At 65.9% G+C, this 13,602-nt stretch carries 11 protein-coding genes; 3 read left to right on the top strand and 8 right to left on the bottom strand.

All coding sequences use genetic code 11. The annotated features are described in order from the left end of the window. Positions 1 to 2: 2 nt before the first annotated feature. The 8 genes from B0G75_RS31715 to B0G75_RS31750 form a co-directional block, all read right to left on the bottom strand. A complete protein-coding gene (locus tag B0G75_RS31715; RefSeq protein WP_106313959.1) occupies positions 3 to 1,022 on the bottom strand; it encodes a type II secretion system F family protein in 1,020 nt (339 codons plus the stop codon). Beyond that, entirely contained in the window at positions 1,015 to 2,433 is a 1,419-nt protein-coding gene (locus B0G75_RS31720) for a CpaF family protein (protein ID WP_106313960.1), read from the bottom strand. The genes B0G75_RS31715 and B0G75_RS31720 overlap by 8 nt, the downstream gene beginning before the upstream one ends. Positions 2,434 to 2,436: 3 nt before the next feature. After that, positions 2,437 to 3,678 (bottom strand): fimbrial protein, encoded by a 1,242-nt coding sequence (locus B0G75_RS31725; protein ID WP_106313961.1) that lies wholly within the window; start codon positions 3,676 to 3,678, stop codon positions 2,437 to 2,439. A 132-nt stretch (positions 3,679 to 3,810) separates the two neighbouring features. After that, entirely contained in the window at positions 3,811 to 5,217 is a 1,407-nt protein-coding gene (locus B0G75_RS31730) for a type II and III secretion system protein family protein (protein WP_106313962.1), read from the bottom strand. A 43-nt stretch (positions 5,218 to 5,260) separates the two neighbouring features. After that, positions 5,261 to 6,211 carry a Flp pilus assembly protein CpaB gene (cpaB, locus tag B0G75_RS31735; RefSeq protein ID WP_106313963.1) on the bottom strand — a complete coding sequence of 317 codons (951 nt, stop codon included), beginning with the start codon at positions 6,209 to 6,211 and terminating at the stop codon, positions 5,261 to 5,263. A 100-nt stretch (positions 6,212 to 6,311) separates the two neighbouring features. Next, complete coding sequence (locus tag B0G75_RS31740) at positions 6,312 to 6,809, bottom strand: TadE/TadG family type IV pilus assembly protein (protein ID WP_106313964.1); 498 nt, start codon at positions 6,807 to 6,809, stop codon at positions 6,312 to 6,314. Next, positions 6,806 to 7,306 (bottom strand): prepilin peptidase, encoded by a 501-nt coding sequence (locus B0G75_RS31745; RefSeq protein WP_106313965.1) that lies wholly within the window; start codon positions 7,304 to 7,306, stop codon positions 6,806 to 6,808. Before B0G75_RS31745 ends, B0G75_RS31740 begins: the two co-directional genes overlap by 4 nt. A gap of 137 nt (positions 7,307 to 7,443) precedes the next feature. After that, the gene (locus B0G75_RS31750; protein ID WP_106313966.1) at positions 7,444 to 7,632 is read right to left on the bottom strand and encodes a Flp family type IVb pilin; all 189 of its coding nucleotides are present in this window, start codon (positions 7,630 to 7,632) and stop codon (positions 7,444 to 7,446) included. A 655-nt stretch (positions 7,633 to 8,287) separates the two neighbouring features. Between B0G75_RS31750 and B0G75_RS31755 the strand changes: the two genes are divergently transcribed. From B0G75_RS31755 to B0G75_RS31770, 3 genes are all read left to right on the top strand, one after another. Next, a complete protein-coding gene (locus B0G75_RS31755) occupies positions 8,288 to 9,793 on the top strand; it encodes a collagen-like triple helix repeat-containing protein (protein WP_106314044.1) in 1,506 nt (501 codons plus the stop codon). 177 nt (positions 9,794 to 9,970) lie between these two features. Further along, positions 9,971 to 11,356 (top strand): collagen-like triple helix repeat-containing protein, encoded by a 1,386-nt coding sequence (locus B0G75_RS31760; RefSeq protein ID WP_106313967.1) that lies wholly within the window; start codon positions 9,971 to 9,973, stop codon positions 11,354 to 11,356. A gap of 284 nt (positions 11,357 to 11,640) precedes the next feature. Further along, on the top strand, positions 11,641 to 13,350 hold the full coding sequence (locus tag B0G75_RS31770; RefSeq protein WP_106313969.1) for a ShlB/FhaC/HecB family hemolysin secretion/activation protein: 1,710 nt from the start codon (positions 11,641 to 11,643) through the stop codon (positions 13,348 to 13,350). The last annotated feature ends 252 nt before the right edge of the window (positions 13,351 to 13,602 follow it).

Consider the following 13,602-nt stretch of genomic DNA (forward strand, 5'->3'; position numbering starts at 1 on the left):
CGTCAATTCCTCAGATTCGCGAGGCGATACAGCAGGTACGCCCCGAGTACCTGCAGCACGAACGCCAGATAGACGAGCTGCCGGCCGGTCGGATCGAACCACATCGAAGCGAAATACTTAGGATTGGAGAGAATCAGAAAACCGCCGATGCCGATCGGCAACATGGCCAGCACCCACGACGACAGCCGCGTTTCCGACGACATCGCCACCAGTTCGCGCTCGGCGTGTTCGAGATCGCGCATGAACGAGGCCATCCGTTCGAGCATCACGTCGGCGCGGCCGCCGTATTTGACCGACAGCCGCAGCACGGCGCCGACCAGTTCGAGTTCGCGCACGCCATAAATCGTGGCCACCTGCGAGAGCGCGCGATCGATTTCGACGCCGGTGCGCAACATCCGCGACACGTAGTCGAGGCATTCGCGCAACGGCGCCTCGGTGGTTTGCAGCGCGGCCTGGAAGGCGGCGGGCACACTGTTGCCGAGCGTGATCAGACGCACGATGCCGTCGAGAAAGAGCGGCAACTGCCGCACGATCTGCTGACGGCGCTTGTTCACGCGCATCGTCAGCAGAAAATATAAGAACATCACGCAGGCGATCAACGCGACGCAGGCCGCAAGCGCGCCGCCCACCATTGCGGCCCAGCCGCACAGCAGCAGCACGATCGTGCCGGCGATCGCGGCAGGCCCTTTGGCATTGGCAATACCCGCGCGCGCCATCGCGTGTTGCACCATGAAGCGCACGCGCGCCTGGCAGTAGCGCCAGCGCGCGAGCCAGTCCGCGTCGGCCGGCGGCGCCTGCGGCGCGCTCACGGCGTGCTGGCTCGCGACGCGCGCGGGGGCGGCGCGCGCCGTGCTTGCCGCACCGCCGCCCACGGCTGCGCCAGCCGGCATCGCCATGCGGCTGTCGATATAACGTTCCGCACTCGCCTGGCCTTTGCGTTGCGCGCCGCGCTGCCAGAGCAGCAAGGCAAGCGCCGCGCACAGCAGCGCGAGCGCCGCGAAGACCAGAACCGCGCTAGACATTGAAGCCTCCGCCGAACCCTCCGCCACCGCCAAAGCCGCCACTGCCACTGCCACCGCCACCGAAACCGCCGCCGCTCGATCCGCCGAAGCCCGCATTACCGAACGCATTGCCTGCTTCACCGCCTCCCAGCGCCTGACGGAAACGCGCCAGCTTCGGCGAGTGCGGATGAATGCCCAGCGAAACCCAGTTGTCGAGTTCGTCGCCTTCGGCCGTCAGGATCGGCTCATAGCGATACAGCTCCTGAGTCGCGATGATGTTGTCCGACAGGCCCGTGACTTCCGTGATCGACAGAATCCGCCGACGCCCGTTGGAAAGCCGCCCGATCTGCACGATGAAGTCGATCGCGTTGGCGATCTGGCGGCGCAGACTCGACTCGGTGCCCTGGAAGCCCGCGAAACCGGCCAGCATTTCGAGCCGGTACAGGCATTCGCGCGGCGAGCTGGCGTGCACGGTGCCCATCGAGCCGTCGTGGCCGGTGTTCATCGCCTGCAGCATTTCGAGCACTTCGCCGCCGCGCACTTCGCCGACGATGATGCGGTCCGGCCGCATCCGCAACGTATTGCGCAGCAGGTCGCGAATCGTCACGATGCCCGAACCGTCGAAACCGCCCGGCCGGCTTTCGAGCCGCACCACATGCGGATGGTTCAGCGACAGTTCCGCGGTGTCCTCGATCGTCACGACCCGTTCTGGCTCGGGAATATGGAAAGCCAGTGCATTGAGCAGCGAGGTCTTGCCCGAACTCGTGCCGCCCGACACCAGCACGTTGCAGCGCGCCGCCACCGCGGCTTCGAGCAGCGCGCCGATTTCCGGGCTGTAGGTCCCGTTGCCGAGCAGATCGTCGGGCCGCATCGGGTCCTTGCGGAACTTGCGGATCGAGACGATCGGGCCGTCGATCGACAGCGGTTCGATCACCACGTTCACGCGGCCGCCGTTCGGCAAACGCGCATCGACCATCGGATTCGATTCGTCCAGGCGCCGGCCGATCGGCGCGAGAATGCGCCGCACGATCCGCAGCAGATGCGCGTTATCCGCAAAGCGCACCTGGATGCGCGTGAGAATGCCGTGGCGCGACACGTACACGTCGTTGTAGCCGTTGATCAGAATGTCTTCGACGGCCGGATCGGCGAGCAGGTCCTCGATCGGACCGAAGCCTGCCAGTTCCTTGGTCAGCGCCTCGGCGATCAGGCGCACCTCGCTTTCGTTGATCGGTATCCGGCGCAGCCTGACGAAGCTGTCCATCTCCAGGTCGACGAACTGGTTGATCGCGTTACGCGACCAGCGGCCGAACTCGGAGCCGAGTTCTTCGATGCGCGTGAGCAGATGTTCGTGCGCCGCGTTCTTGATGTCCTGGAACTGCTGGCTATGCGCGAACGAAGGCGCGTCGTCGGCAAATTCGATCTCTTTTGCCATCGTCTATGACCGCTTGTGAGTGGTTGGAATGAAGCGCTTGAGCGCGCCGAGTGCCGATGTGCCGCGTGCCTGCGCTGCCGCGCGCTCGCCGCCGCCGAGCCGCTCGATCAACGGCTCGAGCGCGCGCACATACGGATCGCGCGCGGCGGTGTCGACCAGCAGATGTCCCTGATTGACCGCCTGGCCGAGCGCGATGCGCCGCTCCGGCAAGGTGGTGAGCAGCGCAATGTCCAGACGCTGCGCGATCTGCGCGGCGGCGAGGCCGAGATCGGCGTCGAACTTGTTGACGATCAACCGCACGTTCGCGGTATCCACGCCCTCTTCGCGCAACGCGTCGAGCACGCCGACGGCCGACACGATCGAGGCCACGCCCTGGTCGCACAGCAGCCAGGTTTCGTCGGCTGCCTGCACGACATGGGCGATGAACTCGCTGTTGGTGAAGCCGCCGAGGTCGACGATCTGCTGGTCGAAGAACGCGCGCAGACGGTTCAGCAAGCCGATCGACGACGAGTACGAGACCTCGCGCATATCGGCGAGATTCGGCGGCAGCGTGGTGAGCGCGAGGCCGCTCGTGTGATGCGACAGCGCGGTATGGACGAAGGTCTGATCGAAGCGGCGCAGATTGCGCACGGCTTCGACGAAATTGAATTCGCTGCGCGTGTTCAGCAGCAGCGAGCCGTCGGCGGCCGGCAGGCCGAGATCGAGCAAAGCGGCCTGCCGGCCCTGCGCGACATCGCGCCGTTGCAGCAGCACCGCGAGATTCGCGGCCAGGGTGCTCACGCCCATGCCGATGCGCGCGCCCAGCAGCGCGGTGACGCGGCCGTGGCGGCTGACCGGCTCGACGAGATTGTCGAGCACCTGGCGCGTGATGCGCAACGCGTCTTCGGCCGGCGCCGACAGATCGATGAAATCGCGCACGCCGGCGCGCAACGCCGCCAACGCGCTTTCGGGTTCGGCGAGCGAGCCCAGCGCGACGATCTGCATGCCCGGATAAGCGGTGCGTACCGCGCTCGCGGCAGCGCTCGCCGCCGCGGCGCGGCCGCCGGAAAAATCGACGAACACCAGCGACGGATTGAGCGCCGCGATGCGCTGCATCAGCATCGACGGATCGAGCGTGGCCGCTTCGACCACGCCGGCGCCCACCAGCGTATCGGCGAGCCAATGCACGTGCTCGTCGGCCAGCGACGCAAACACGAAATAATCGGTGACCGCCCGCTCAGTCAATGAATGCGTTCTCGCGTTCATGTCGCACATCCTTGTGCCGCATAGGCGGCAAAGCCCCAACGTCGTACCGCTTGCCGGCGGACGCACGCAGTTCGCGCGCGCACCGGCCCACACCTGTATTCGGCCGGCGCGCCGCGACGGCGCCTGCCGGCCTCACTTCGAAAATCCCGGCGACGCATCGCGCGCCGCCACGCCGCCGATCAGCGAACGCCACACCGGCCCATTGCGCTGCTCGGACTGCTCGCCCGGCGTCGACGGCAAGGTCGCGCCCTTGGCGAGCGGCGAGACCAGATGCGGCGTCACGATGATCACCAGCTCCTTCTCGTTCTGCTGATAGTTCAACTGCTTGAAGAACGTGCCGATCACCGGCAGATCGCCGAGCAACGGCACCTTCGAAACATTCGACGCCGTCTCGCGATCGATCAGCCCGCCGATCACGAAGCTTTCGCCATCGCCGAGTTCGACCGTGGTGTCGGCACGCCGCGTGGTGAACGCGGGCACCGACACGCCGCTGATCGTCACGGCGTTGGCGAAGTCCAGCTGGCTCGCCTCCGGCGCGACTTTCAGCGCGATGCGCTGCGGGCTCAGCACGGTCGGCGTGAGCGTGAGCCCTACGCCATACGGCTTGAATTCGATCGACGTCGACCCGAGCGCCTGCGGCACGGGAATCGGCACCTCGCCGCCGGCCAGGAAACTGGCGCTCTGGCCGGACAAGGCCACGAGCGTCGGCTCGGCCAGCACGCGCGCGAGGTTGTTGCTTTCCAGCAGGCTCAGGTTGGCGAACAGGCCGTGCGTCGCGGAGTTGAAGATCAGGTTGAACGCCGACGAGATCGGCGTCACGGCCGTCATGCTCGGCGCCTGTCCCGCGGTTGCCGATACCGAGGTCAACGCCGACGGCGCGAACGAGCCGAACGTGAAGCCGTTGTTCTGCTTGAAGAAGTTGAAGCCCACTTCCTTGAGCACCGAACGGCTGAACTCGACGACACGCACATCCACCTGCACGACCGCGCGGCTGGCGACCGTCGACGTGTCGAATACCGCACCGTCCTTGCCAAGCGAGCCCTCAGCCGCGACCACGGCGCGCTGGTGCGCCTCCATCGTCGCCGACGTGCCGGACACGATCGCCGTGCCGCCGAGCACCTTGACGGCCGGCGTGTCGGCGCCGAGCAGCGAGGCGGCCGCCGGCGTGGTGACGTTGACGGTGTATTGAAGCGGCGCGTCACGGTCGCGCGCCCACAACATCAGGTTGGTGGTGCCGGCGGCCTTGCCGACCACCAGCACGCCGCCGCGCTTGTCGCCCTTGATGATCAGCACGTCGGCCACCGACGGATCGCCGATCGCGACACGCTGCAGCGTGTGGCCGACAGCGAGCTGCCGCTGCGCGCCGACCGTCAGGTCGATGTATTGCGCGGGCGCGGCAAACGCGGCCTGAGCCGGCTGCGCCGCCGGCGCGGCCTGCGCCCGCTGCGCCGGACCGGCCGCATCCGTCGCCGCCGATACGGCCAGCAAAGCCAGGCCGAGGCACGCCGCCTTCCCGAAAACAAAAATCCGTTCTGTCATGTAGTTATTGGACGCGACTGGCCGTCCCGCTCCCTGAAACCACTTACCAGGCGACCGTTTCGGCGCGCCCACCCCGTATCACTTCGATACCGCTCTTTGTACTGTTGGTATTGCCCGCCACGCGCGTCGGCGGCAGCGGTATGTGTGGCAACGCCGGCCTCGCGGCGGCGCCTGCGCCACTCGCATTGGCAGTGCCCGACAAGGTGTCGAGCGCCACGCCGGCTGCGGCGCGCGTCGAATCACGCAGCGGCTCGGCCGCGCCCGCATGCGCTGCCGTCTTCAGCACGCCCGGATAGGCCGGCAACACGCTTTGGTCGATTACTTCGGGATCCTTTGGATTGCGCAACGCGAAGATCAGACGGCCGGCGCTCTCGGCGAGCGTCAAACGGTCGATATCGGCGACCGGCACCGCCAGCACCGCGGTGCGTACCATGCCGTTCGGATCGCCCGCGCTGTCGCCGCTCGCGGTCGCATTGCCGAACGCGAGCACGCGCACTTTCGACATCAGCAAACGCGCCTGGGTGCGGTCGATTTCACCGCCGTTGCCGATACTGGCGTCGCGCTTGAGCGTGAAAAACACGTCGACGAAATTGCCCGGCCGCAACCGGTTGCCGACCGCGTTGCCTTCGTCTACTCGTACAGCAAGCGCGCGCTCTCCCGGTTCGACGCGCTCGGCGAGTCCCGAGGACAACTGGCTTTCCAGCACCGGCGATTCCGCGCCGATCTCCGCGTTCGGCACGCGGCCGGCCAGTTGGGCGGGGTCCGTGAAGGCGCCGTTCGGATTGATCGGCAGCGACTGCACGCGCACATCGTCGACGGTGATGGCTTTGCCCGCGGGCAACGTGTGAGTCGCCACCACCACCCGGAAGCTTGTTTGCGTGGCGGGCGTGACCGCGACCGGTGCCGGGCGGCGCGACAGCGACCACGCGAACAGGCCGAGCACGAGCGCGGCCGCGATCAGGACGCCCGCAAGAATTTTGGTCAGATTCGGCATGAAGATTGACTGCTTCGATTAAACGATGCCGTGCCGTGCGCGCGTTCGATCACACGTTGACGGACCAGGAGGTCGAAGGGGCCGGGTGCCGGCGCGTGACTCACTGAATGTTCTCCGGATTGAGTTGGACCGTGGCGCTGCTCGTGAGCGTGTTCGGCAGCGCGAATCCCAGCAACGGCAAGCTCGGCACCAGCGGATTGGCCTGATAGTTGTAGCTCACCAGGACATTCACGCATTGCATCGCGCCGCTCGGCCCGCATGTCGTGGAAGACGGCGTGCATTGCATCGACTGCACGAGCGTCGCGGCGACCAGCTTCGCCGCCGCGCAGGCTGCGTTGCCACGATTGGTCAACGCCGTTTGCATCGATGTGTTGCTCTGCCAGTTCAGCGCGGCGCGCGCGCCCTCTTCCGCGGCCAGCGTCAGATTCTGCTGTGCGACGAGAATCAGACTGAAGGTGACGATCGCGTACACGATCGTGAAGAAAAGCGGGAACACCAGCGCGAATTCGACGGCCGTGGAGCCGCGTTGCGCACGCGCGCGGCGCACGATGATGCGCGGATGCGGCGAGCGCGCGCGTTGCGTCATGGCGGTTTTCATCGCACGCTTCCCGCCATGCCGTGCAGAACGAGCCAGCCGCTCGCGGCCACGGTAAGACACGCCGCATAAGGCGTGGATGCTTTGCCGGCGAGTTCGAACGTGGCGCTGGGTTGACGGATCAAGCCCGCGAGGCGCGTGCGGGTGGTAATCAGAAGCCACAATGCGTGCACGCCGGCCGCGAGACTCGCGGCCATCCATAGACCGAGCAACGCGTGCATGCCGCACCATGCGCCGAGCACGGCGAAGACTTTGACATCCGCGGCGCCCATCATGCCGAGCGCGAAAAACGGCAGCAATGCAGCAAACCCGATTAATGCGCCAATTCCTGACTGAGTCAGCGAAATGCCGAAAGGCGCGCGTTGAAAAAACGCGCAGCAAAATGCTGCCACCAGACCGCCGAGAACGACTGAATTGGATATACGCCGCCAACGGCAATCGCTAATTGCGACTACCGCTGCCCACGCGATAAATAACAAAATGCCCACGGATACATTCATTTCGCACTCGACAGGCGAAGCTGCGCCATGTGGATTGCAATGCAACCACATTAACGATTCAGCGATGCGTTATTACGCCGACGAAGCAGGCGGACGTCGAAACGCCGCTGCCTCGCGCAACGCTTACGATTTGCCTTTTACGGTCCGGTCTTTGTGGTGGACGGCGAGATCTTATCCGCGACTTGCTGCAAAACAGTTGAGACGTTCGTGCCGACATTCGTCACCGCGGTAGCGATCACGAGCACCACGAGGCCTGCGATGAGGCCATATTCGATAGCCGTCACGCCCTTGTTATCGGCCAGGAAGCGTTGTGCGAATTTTTTCATTTGAACCCTCGGACTTCATTTATTTCGTTCGTATCGTTCTGCATTTTTCGGCGATGTGCTTGGGTGTGCGGACCGTTGAGCTCTCATTCCCGGTCTCATTTATTGCACCGCAGCGCCATGCCTTGCAGCCGCCCTTCAATAAAACACTTGCGTATGAGTTGTCTGTTCGATAACCCACCTCCGTCATCCATCTTCAGTGCTTTCGGGTTTTATAGCCGAACAATCATTTTTAAGCAATTGTCCGCTGCGCCGCCCCTCATCCCGTATGCATTTTTACCACTCACTCTAGTTAACGGCAATTCGTGCGTTGCAGCACATAGGAATAACCATAAGTTAGATTCGCTCCACTAATTATTTGTTTCAACAGAACGTTTCAAGCGCGCGGACCGGTTTCGTGCGACTGCGTTACGCCGTATGTCGTAACGGCGCGCGCGGCTCGTTACGTTACGCCGGCCGTGCGAATGCGCCGCACATCGCGTTACGCGGGCGCAATCTGGTTTAGCGCACGCTCCGTCAGTTCCCCGCAAACCCTTATCACGCATGGCCCTGCCGCTCGCACCGAAAAAATCTTCCGCATTGTTCAGTCGAAATGGCACGGCTCGTGCAGAGACAGGCACGCAGCAACATCCAACAACACATGCGATGCGAGGGCGACATGAACATTCAAACGACCAACACGACGTTACGGGCAACCCTGATTGCAGCCGGCGTGGCTGCGATGCTTTCTCTTGGTGCTTGCGGAGGCTCCGGCAGCCTGAGTTCCGGCACCGGCAGCAGCGGCAGCGGCTCCGCCGGCGGCACACTTTCCACGACCGGCAGCGGCTCGACGGGTGCGGGCGGCTCGGGCTCGGGTGCGGGCGCAGGTACGAACACGACCACGGGTAGCAACGGTTCGGGAACAGGCACCGGCACGGGTACTGGTACTGGTACAGGCACAGGAACGGGCACGGGTACGACGCCCGTCGCCAACGCGCTCGGCACGGTGGTCGGCAACACGGGCGGTGTGGTGAGCGACGCCGGCTCGGCGGTCACCGGCATCGGTACCGTGATCGGTTCGCAGACGCTGCCCGGCGTCAGCTCGCAAACCACGCAGTCCGCCGGCGGCATCGTGCAGCAAGTCGGCTCGGCCGTTTCGACGCTCGGCAACGGCGTGTCGCAAGGGCTCGGCCAGCTCGGCACCGGCGGCAACGCGGTCGGCACGACGGTATCGAGCGTGGGCGGTGTCGTGAGCCATGTCGGCGGCGCAGTAACGGACACAGGCAACCTCGTGACGAGTCTCGGCAACGGCCCCCTCGCTCCGCTGTCGGCGATCACCACGCCGCTCGGCGGCGTCGTCAACACGCTCGGCGGCGCGGTCACCAACGGCGGCGGCACGCTCACCACCGCCCTCTCGACGGGCCCGGTCCAGCAAGTCACGCAAACCCTCAGCACGGCGATCACGCCGATCACGTCGATGGTCGCCGCGACCACGCAAACGGTCGGCAACACCACGGGTCTCGGCGCGCCGCTCAACGGCCTGCTCTCGACGGTCGGCGGCGGACTCGGCAAGGCCGGCGCCCTGTTGAGCGCGACCGGCGGCAACCCGGTCACGGCCGCACTCGGCCATACGGTCACCGACACCGGCGCGACGGTCGCTTCAGTGGGCGGTTTGCTCACGGGCGGCAGCGGCGGCAATCCGCTTGCACCGCTCACCAGCGCACTCGGCGGTTTGACTGGCGGCACCGGCAGCGGCCCGCTCGCGCCGCTCACGAGCGCACTCGGTGGTTTGACTGGCGGCACCGGCAGCGGTCCGCTCGCGCCGCTCACCAGCGCACTCGGTGGCTTGACCGGCGCCGTCGGCGGCGCGTCGAGCGGCGGCAGCCCGCTCGCGCCCGTCACCGGCTTGCTCTCTACCGTGACAGGCAGCCTCTCCGGCGCGGCCGGCGGCAGCAGCGGCCCGCTCGCACCGGTCACCGGCTTGCTGTCGGGCGTCACCGGCGCGCTCGGCGGCGTCACCAGCACGGCGAGCGCCGCGCCGACCACCACGACCGCCGCCGCTTCCAGCAACTCGGGCGCCGGCCTGTCGCTGTCGACCAGCACGGGCAAAGGCACCTCGAACAATCCGCTCGCACCGGTGACCTCACTCGTCGGCGGCCTGCTCGGCGGCTTAGGCAAGAAGTAAGCAGCCCACTCGGGAACAGCGAAAAACGTTGAGCGACACCCAGCCGGAGCGCGGCCCGCCAGCCGCGCCCCGGCGCTTCCCGAAACCTGGCTGAACTGGGCCGCGCCGCTCAGACATCGTTGCAACGGCGCACTGAAACCAACGCACACGACATCCAGAAGACACAGAGGAGCACACATGTCCACCCAACGTTTTTTATATCTCCATGCGACGTGCGCGACCGTCTCGTCGTTGCGCGCGCCATTGATTGCCGTGGCAGTCGCCGGCTTGCTCGCGGCGTGTGGCGGCAGCACCGTCAGCGCGCCGCCCACCACCTCAAATACCGGCAGCGGTAGCGGCTCGGGTTCGACGAATACCGGCAGCGGCACCACCGCGAAGACGGGCACGACCGGCGTCGCCAGCGCGGTCGCGCAGACCACCAGCGATCTGGGCACGGCGATAGCCTCGCAGACCATTCCTGGCCTCAGCCCGCAAGTCACGCAAGGGCTCGGCAACGCGGTGTCGAGCACGAGCAGCACGCTGAACTCGCTGGCCGATGCCGTGAGCAACGGCGTCGGCCAGACCGGCACGACGGCCAATCCAGTCGGCACCACGGTCGCCGGACTCGGCTCGGTGGTCGGTTCGACGAGCGGCGTCGTGCAAGGGCTGAGCACCGCCGTCGGCGGGCTCGGCAGCGGCAAACTCGCGCCGCTGGCGCCGCTCACGACACCATTGGCCAGCACGCTCTCCACCGCTGCGGGCGCACTCAACGCGGGTGGCGCGACGCTCGGCAACGCGCTCGGCTCCGCGCCCGTGCAGCAGATCACTCAACCGGTCAGCACCGTCATCACGCCGATCGTGACGACGGCTGGACTCGTCACGCAAACGGTCGGTACGCAGACCGGCCTCGGCGCGCCGCTCGGCGGCGTGCTCGCGAAAGTGGGCGACGCATTGAGTTCCGCAGGCTCGCAAGTGGGCGGCACCACGCAGAATCCGGTCGGCGCCGATCTCGGCACGCTGGTCGGCTCGCTTGGCAACACCGTGACCAACGCGGGCGGCCTGGTCAATCCGAACGGTCCGAATGGCGCGATGCCGATTCCCGGACTGATCACGAGCCTCGTCGGCGCCACGAGCGTGGGCGTCGCCGATGGGCCACCCGCCAGCAGCAACCCGTTCGGCCCGCTGCAAAGTTCACTGGCGAGTCTCGGGCTCGGCAGCAATCCGGTCGGCTCGCTGTCGACGCTGCTCGGCGGCACACCGTTGGCCGGCCTGAGCTCGGCGCTCGGCGGCACGCCGCTGGGATCGCTGACTTCCTCGGGTTTGAGCGGCTCGCCGTTGAGCTCGCTGACGTCGGCGTTAGGCGGCTCGGGTAGCGCATCGAATCCGTTGTCGACGCTGACGGGCGCGCTGTCCGGCGTCACGAGCGGCGGCTCGGGCGGCCAGGCGCTCGCGCCGGTGACCGCGCTGGTCGGCCAGTTGACCGGCACGCTCGGCTCGGCCGCAGGTTCGACGAGCGGCTCGGGCACGGCGACGAACGGCTTGACGACCCTGCTCGGCGGCCTGGTGCCGGCGAGCCACAAATAGTTAGCCTAACTATTGAATCGCTGCGGCGTGCATCAGCCATCCGCTGAGGCTTGCCGCGCGGCTGTTCATCGAATCATGCAAGCCGCAGCGAATCAGGTAATGCGCACAACCGGTCCGACTCGTCACGTGCTTCGCGCTTTTGCAGAGTGCGCTCAAGCCCCACGGAGCACGTGACGTAATACATGCAAGCATCGCAATACGCGTCGAGCCGCACATAAGCGCTCGCGCCCCGCCCGGCCAGGCGGTACGTCCGCGACACAAGAACGATATACGAGGGAAATCCGATGAAACTCGGGTATAGCAGCATAGGTACCGTCGTACTTGCAGCGCTTGCGGCGAGCACCCTGCCCATGCAAGCGCATGCGCAGTCCCGCCCGGGCGGTTCGGCGGTCGGCGGCAATCCGCTGGATTCGCTGCCGCAGATCAAGGCGCCCGACAAAGGCCCGAACGTGACCGTGCAGGTCGCGCCGCAAGCCCCCCAACTCGAAGAACTGCTTGCCCGCCACATCACGCCTTCGCGCGTGCAGGTGGAAGGCGTGAAGTCCATTCCTTTCGACGATGTCGCGCAACGCTTCACGCCGCTCGTCGGCAAGGACACGACGATCGGCGATCTGATCCAGGTCGCCAACGGCGTCACGAAGCTCTATCAGGACCGCGGCTTCGCGCTCTCGTTCGCCTTCATTCCGGCGCAGACATTCGAAGACGGCGTGGTGCGCGTCACGGTGGTGGAAGGCTACGTGTCCGCCGTCAAGGTGACGGGCAAGGCCGGCGCCGTGGAAGACAAGATCCGCGCGATCGCCGATCACATCACCGCCGACCGGCCGCTGCGGCGCGCTACGTTCGAGCGCTACATCAACGTGCTCGGGTTGTTGCCAGGCGTGAAGGTCGCGGCCAACGTGCCGCCGCCGCAGAACACCGACGGCGCCACCACCCTGGAACTGAACGTGGAGCGCAAGCCGTTCGACGTCAGCACCGGGATCGATTTCAATCACCCCGGCGTGCAGGGGCTTCTGACCGCCACCGAAAACGGGCTGACTTCGTTCGGCGAACAATTGAGCGTGTCGGCCTTGCTGCCGAAGGGGCGTGACAATGTCACCTATCTCGCCGCGCACGGCGCGGTGCCGATCGGCAGCAACGGACTGCTCGCGAAGATCGACGCCTCGCACTATCGCGGCAATCCAACCGACAATCCCGGCTTGCCCTCCAGCATCGAACGCACGGTCATCAACGACAAGGTTGGCGGTTCGCTGGCGTATCCGATCCTGTTGAGCAACACGCAAAGCGTGATCGGCACGGCGTCGGTCTATGCGTCGCACGACGAGGATCGCTACAACAATCACGACACCGGCGCACAGATCGGCTTCCGCTCGCAAGTGCGAGTCATGCAGTTGCAGGCCGATTACACCAGCGTGCAGACGGGCCAGGTGCGCCGCGCGAGTGTCAACGTAGCGAAGGCGTTCGACATCCTCGGCGCGTCGAAGTCCGGCGACTCGAACGTGCCGGGCGCGCCCGTCACCAATCCGGCGTCGATCAACTTCGTGCGCACCGGCGCCACTTTCTCGCAAACCAACGAGTGGCCGTTGAAGATCGGCACGGCGGTCTCGCTGACAGGCCAATACAGCGGCGTGTCGCTGCCGACCTCCGAGCAGATCTCGTTCGGCGCGCAGCGTTTCGCGCAGGGCTATCAGCCGGGCGAAGCTTCGGGCGATTCGGGCTGGGGCGCGATACTGGAAGTCAACCGCGCGTTCACACCGGGCTTCACCTATCTGCGCACGCTCACACCTTACGTTTCGTTCGATATGGCGCGCGTCTATCTGCATGCGGGTACGCCCTCGCCTTCGAAGCTTTCGTCGATCGCGTTCGGCTTCCGCATCTCGGATGCGAAGTACTACAGCCTGGATCTCTCGGTGGCCAAAGCGATCGGCGACGCGCCGGTGGAAAGCCCGTCGCGTAGTCCGCGCATCAACGCGACGTTCTCGTATCAGCTGAATTGACCGGTAGAAGTGCCGCGTCCTGATTAGAGGGTCCACTATCAAACGACGCGCGCACTTTCACGTATTCTGCGCTGACGATGTGTCGCCGGCGGCGGGCAAGCAGCAATCCACCCGCCGCAGGTGACACACGAGGGCAGCAGAAGTCGAACCTGAGGGGCCATGCAAGGCATCACGGCGGCCGTCGCCTGAAGACCGCCCGAGATGCCAATAACGCCGCGCGACCATGATCGCGCCGTCTTTAATCAAGGAGGA

The organism is Paraburkholderia sp. BL18I3N2, from assembly GCF_003001875.1.
In the GTDB taxonomy this organism is placed as follows: Bacteria; Pseudomonadota; Gammaproteobacteria; order Burkholderiales; family Burkholderiaceae; genus Paraburkholderia; species Paraburkholderia phytofirmans.

What these genes read in the sequence shown, in the direction of transcription:
- B0G75_RS31715 (WP_106313959.1), bottom strand. Translation starts at nt 1,022, where the DNA reads ATGTCTAGCGCGGTTCTGGTCTTCGCGGCGCTCGCGCTGCTGTGCGCG.
- B0G75_RS31720 (WP_106313960.1), bottom strand. Translation starts at nt 2,433, where the DNA reads ATGGCAAAAGAGATCGAATTTGCCGACGACGCGCCTTCGTTCGCGCAT.
- B0G75_RS31725 (WP_106313961.1), bottom strand. Translation starts at nt 3,678, where the DNA reads ATGAACGCGAGAACGCATTCATTGACTGAGCGGGCGGTCACCGATTAT.
- B0G75_RS31730 (WP_106313962.1), bottom strand. Translation starts at nt 5,217, where the DNA reads ATGACAGAACGGATTTTTGTTTTCGGGAAGGCGGCGTGCCTCGGCCTG.
- cpaB (WP_106313963.1), bottom strand. Translation starts at nt 6,211, where the DNA reads ATGCCGAATCTGACCAAAATTCTTGCGGGCGTCCTGATCGCGGCCGCG.
- B0G75_RS31740 (WP_106313964.1), bottom strand. Translation starts at nt 6,809, where the DNA reads ATGAAAACCGCCATGACGCAACGCGCGCGCTCGCCGCATCCGCGCATC.
- B0G75_RS31745 (WP_106313965.1), bottom strand. Translation starts at nt 7,306, where the DNA reads ATGAATGTATCCGTGGGCATTTTGTTATTTATCGCGTGGGCAGCGGTA.
- B0G75_RS31750 (WP_106313966.1), bottom strand. Translation starts at nt 7,632, where the DNA reads ATGAAAAAATTCGCACAACGCTTCCTGGCCGATAACAAGGGCGTGACG.
- B0G75_RS31755 (WP_106314044.1), top strand. Translation starts at nt 8,288, where the DNA reads ATGAACATTCAAACGACCAACACGACGTTACGGGCAACCCTGATTGCA.
- B0G75_RS31760 (WP_106313967.1), top strand. Translation starts at nt 9,971, where the DNA reads ATGTCCACCCAACGTTTTTTATATCTCCATGCGACGTGCGCGACCGTC.
- B0G75_RS31770 (WP_106313969.1), top strand. Translation starts at nt 11,641, where the DNA reads ATGAAACTCGGGTATAGCAGCATAGGTACCGTCGTACTTGCAGCGCTT.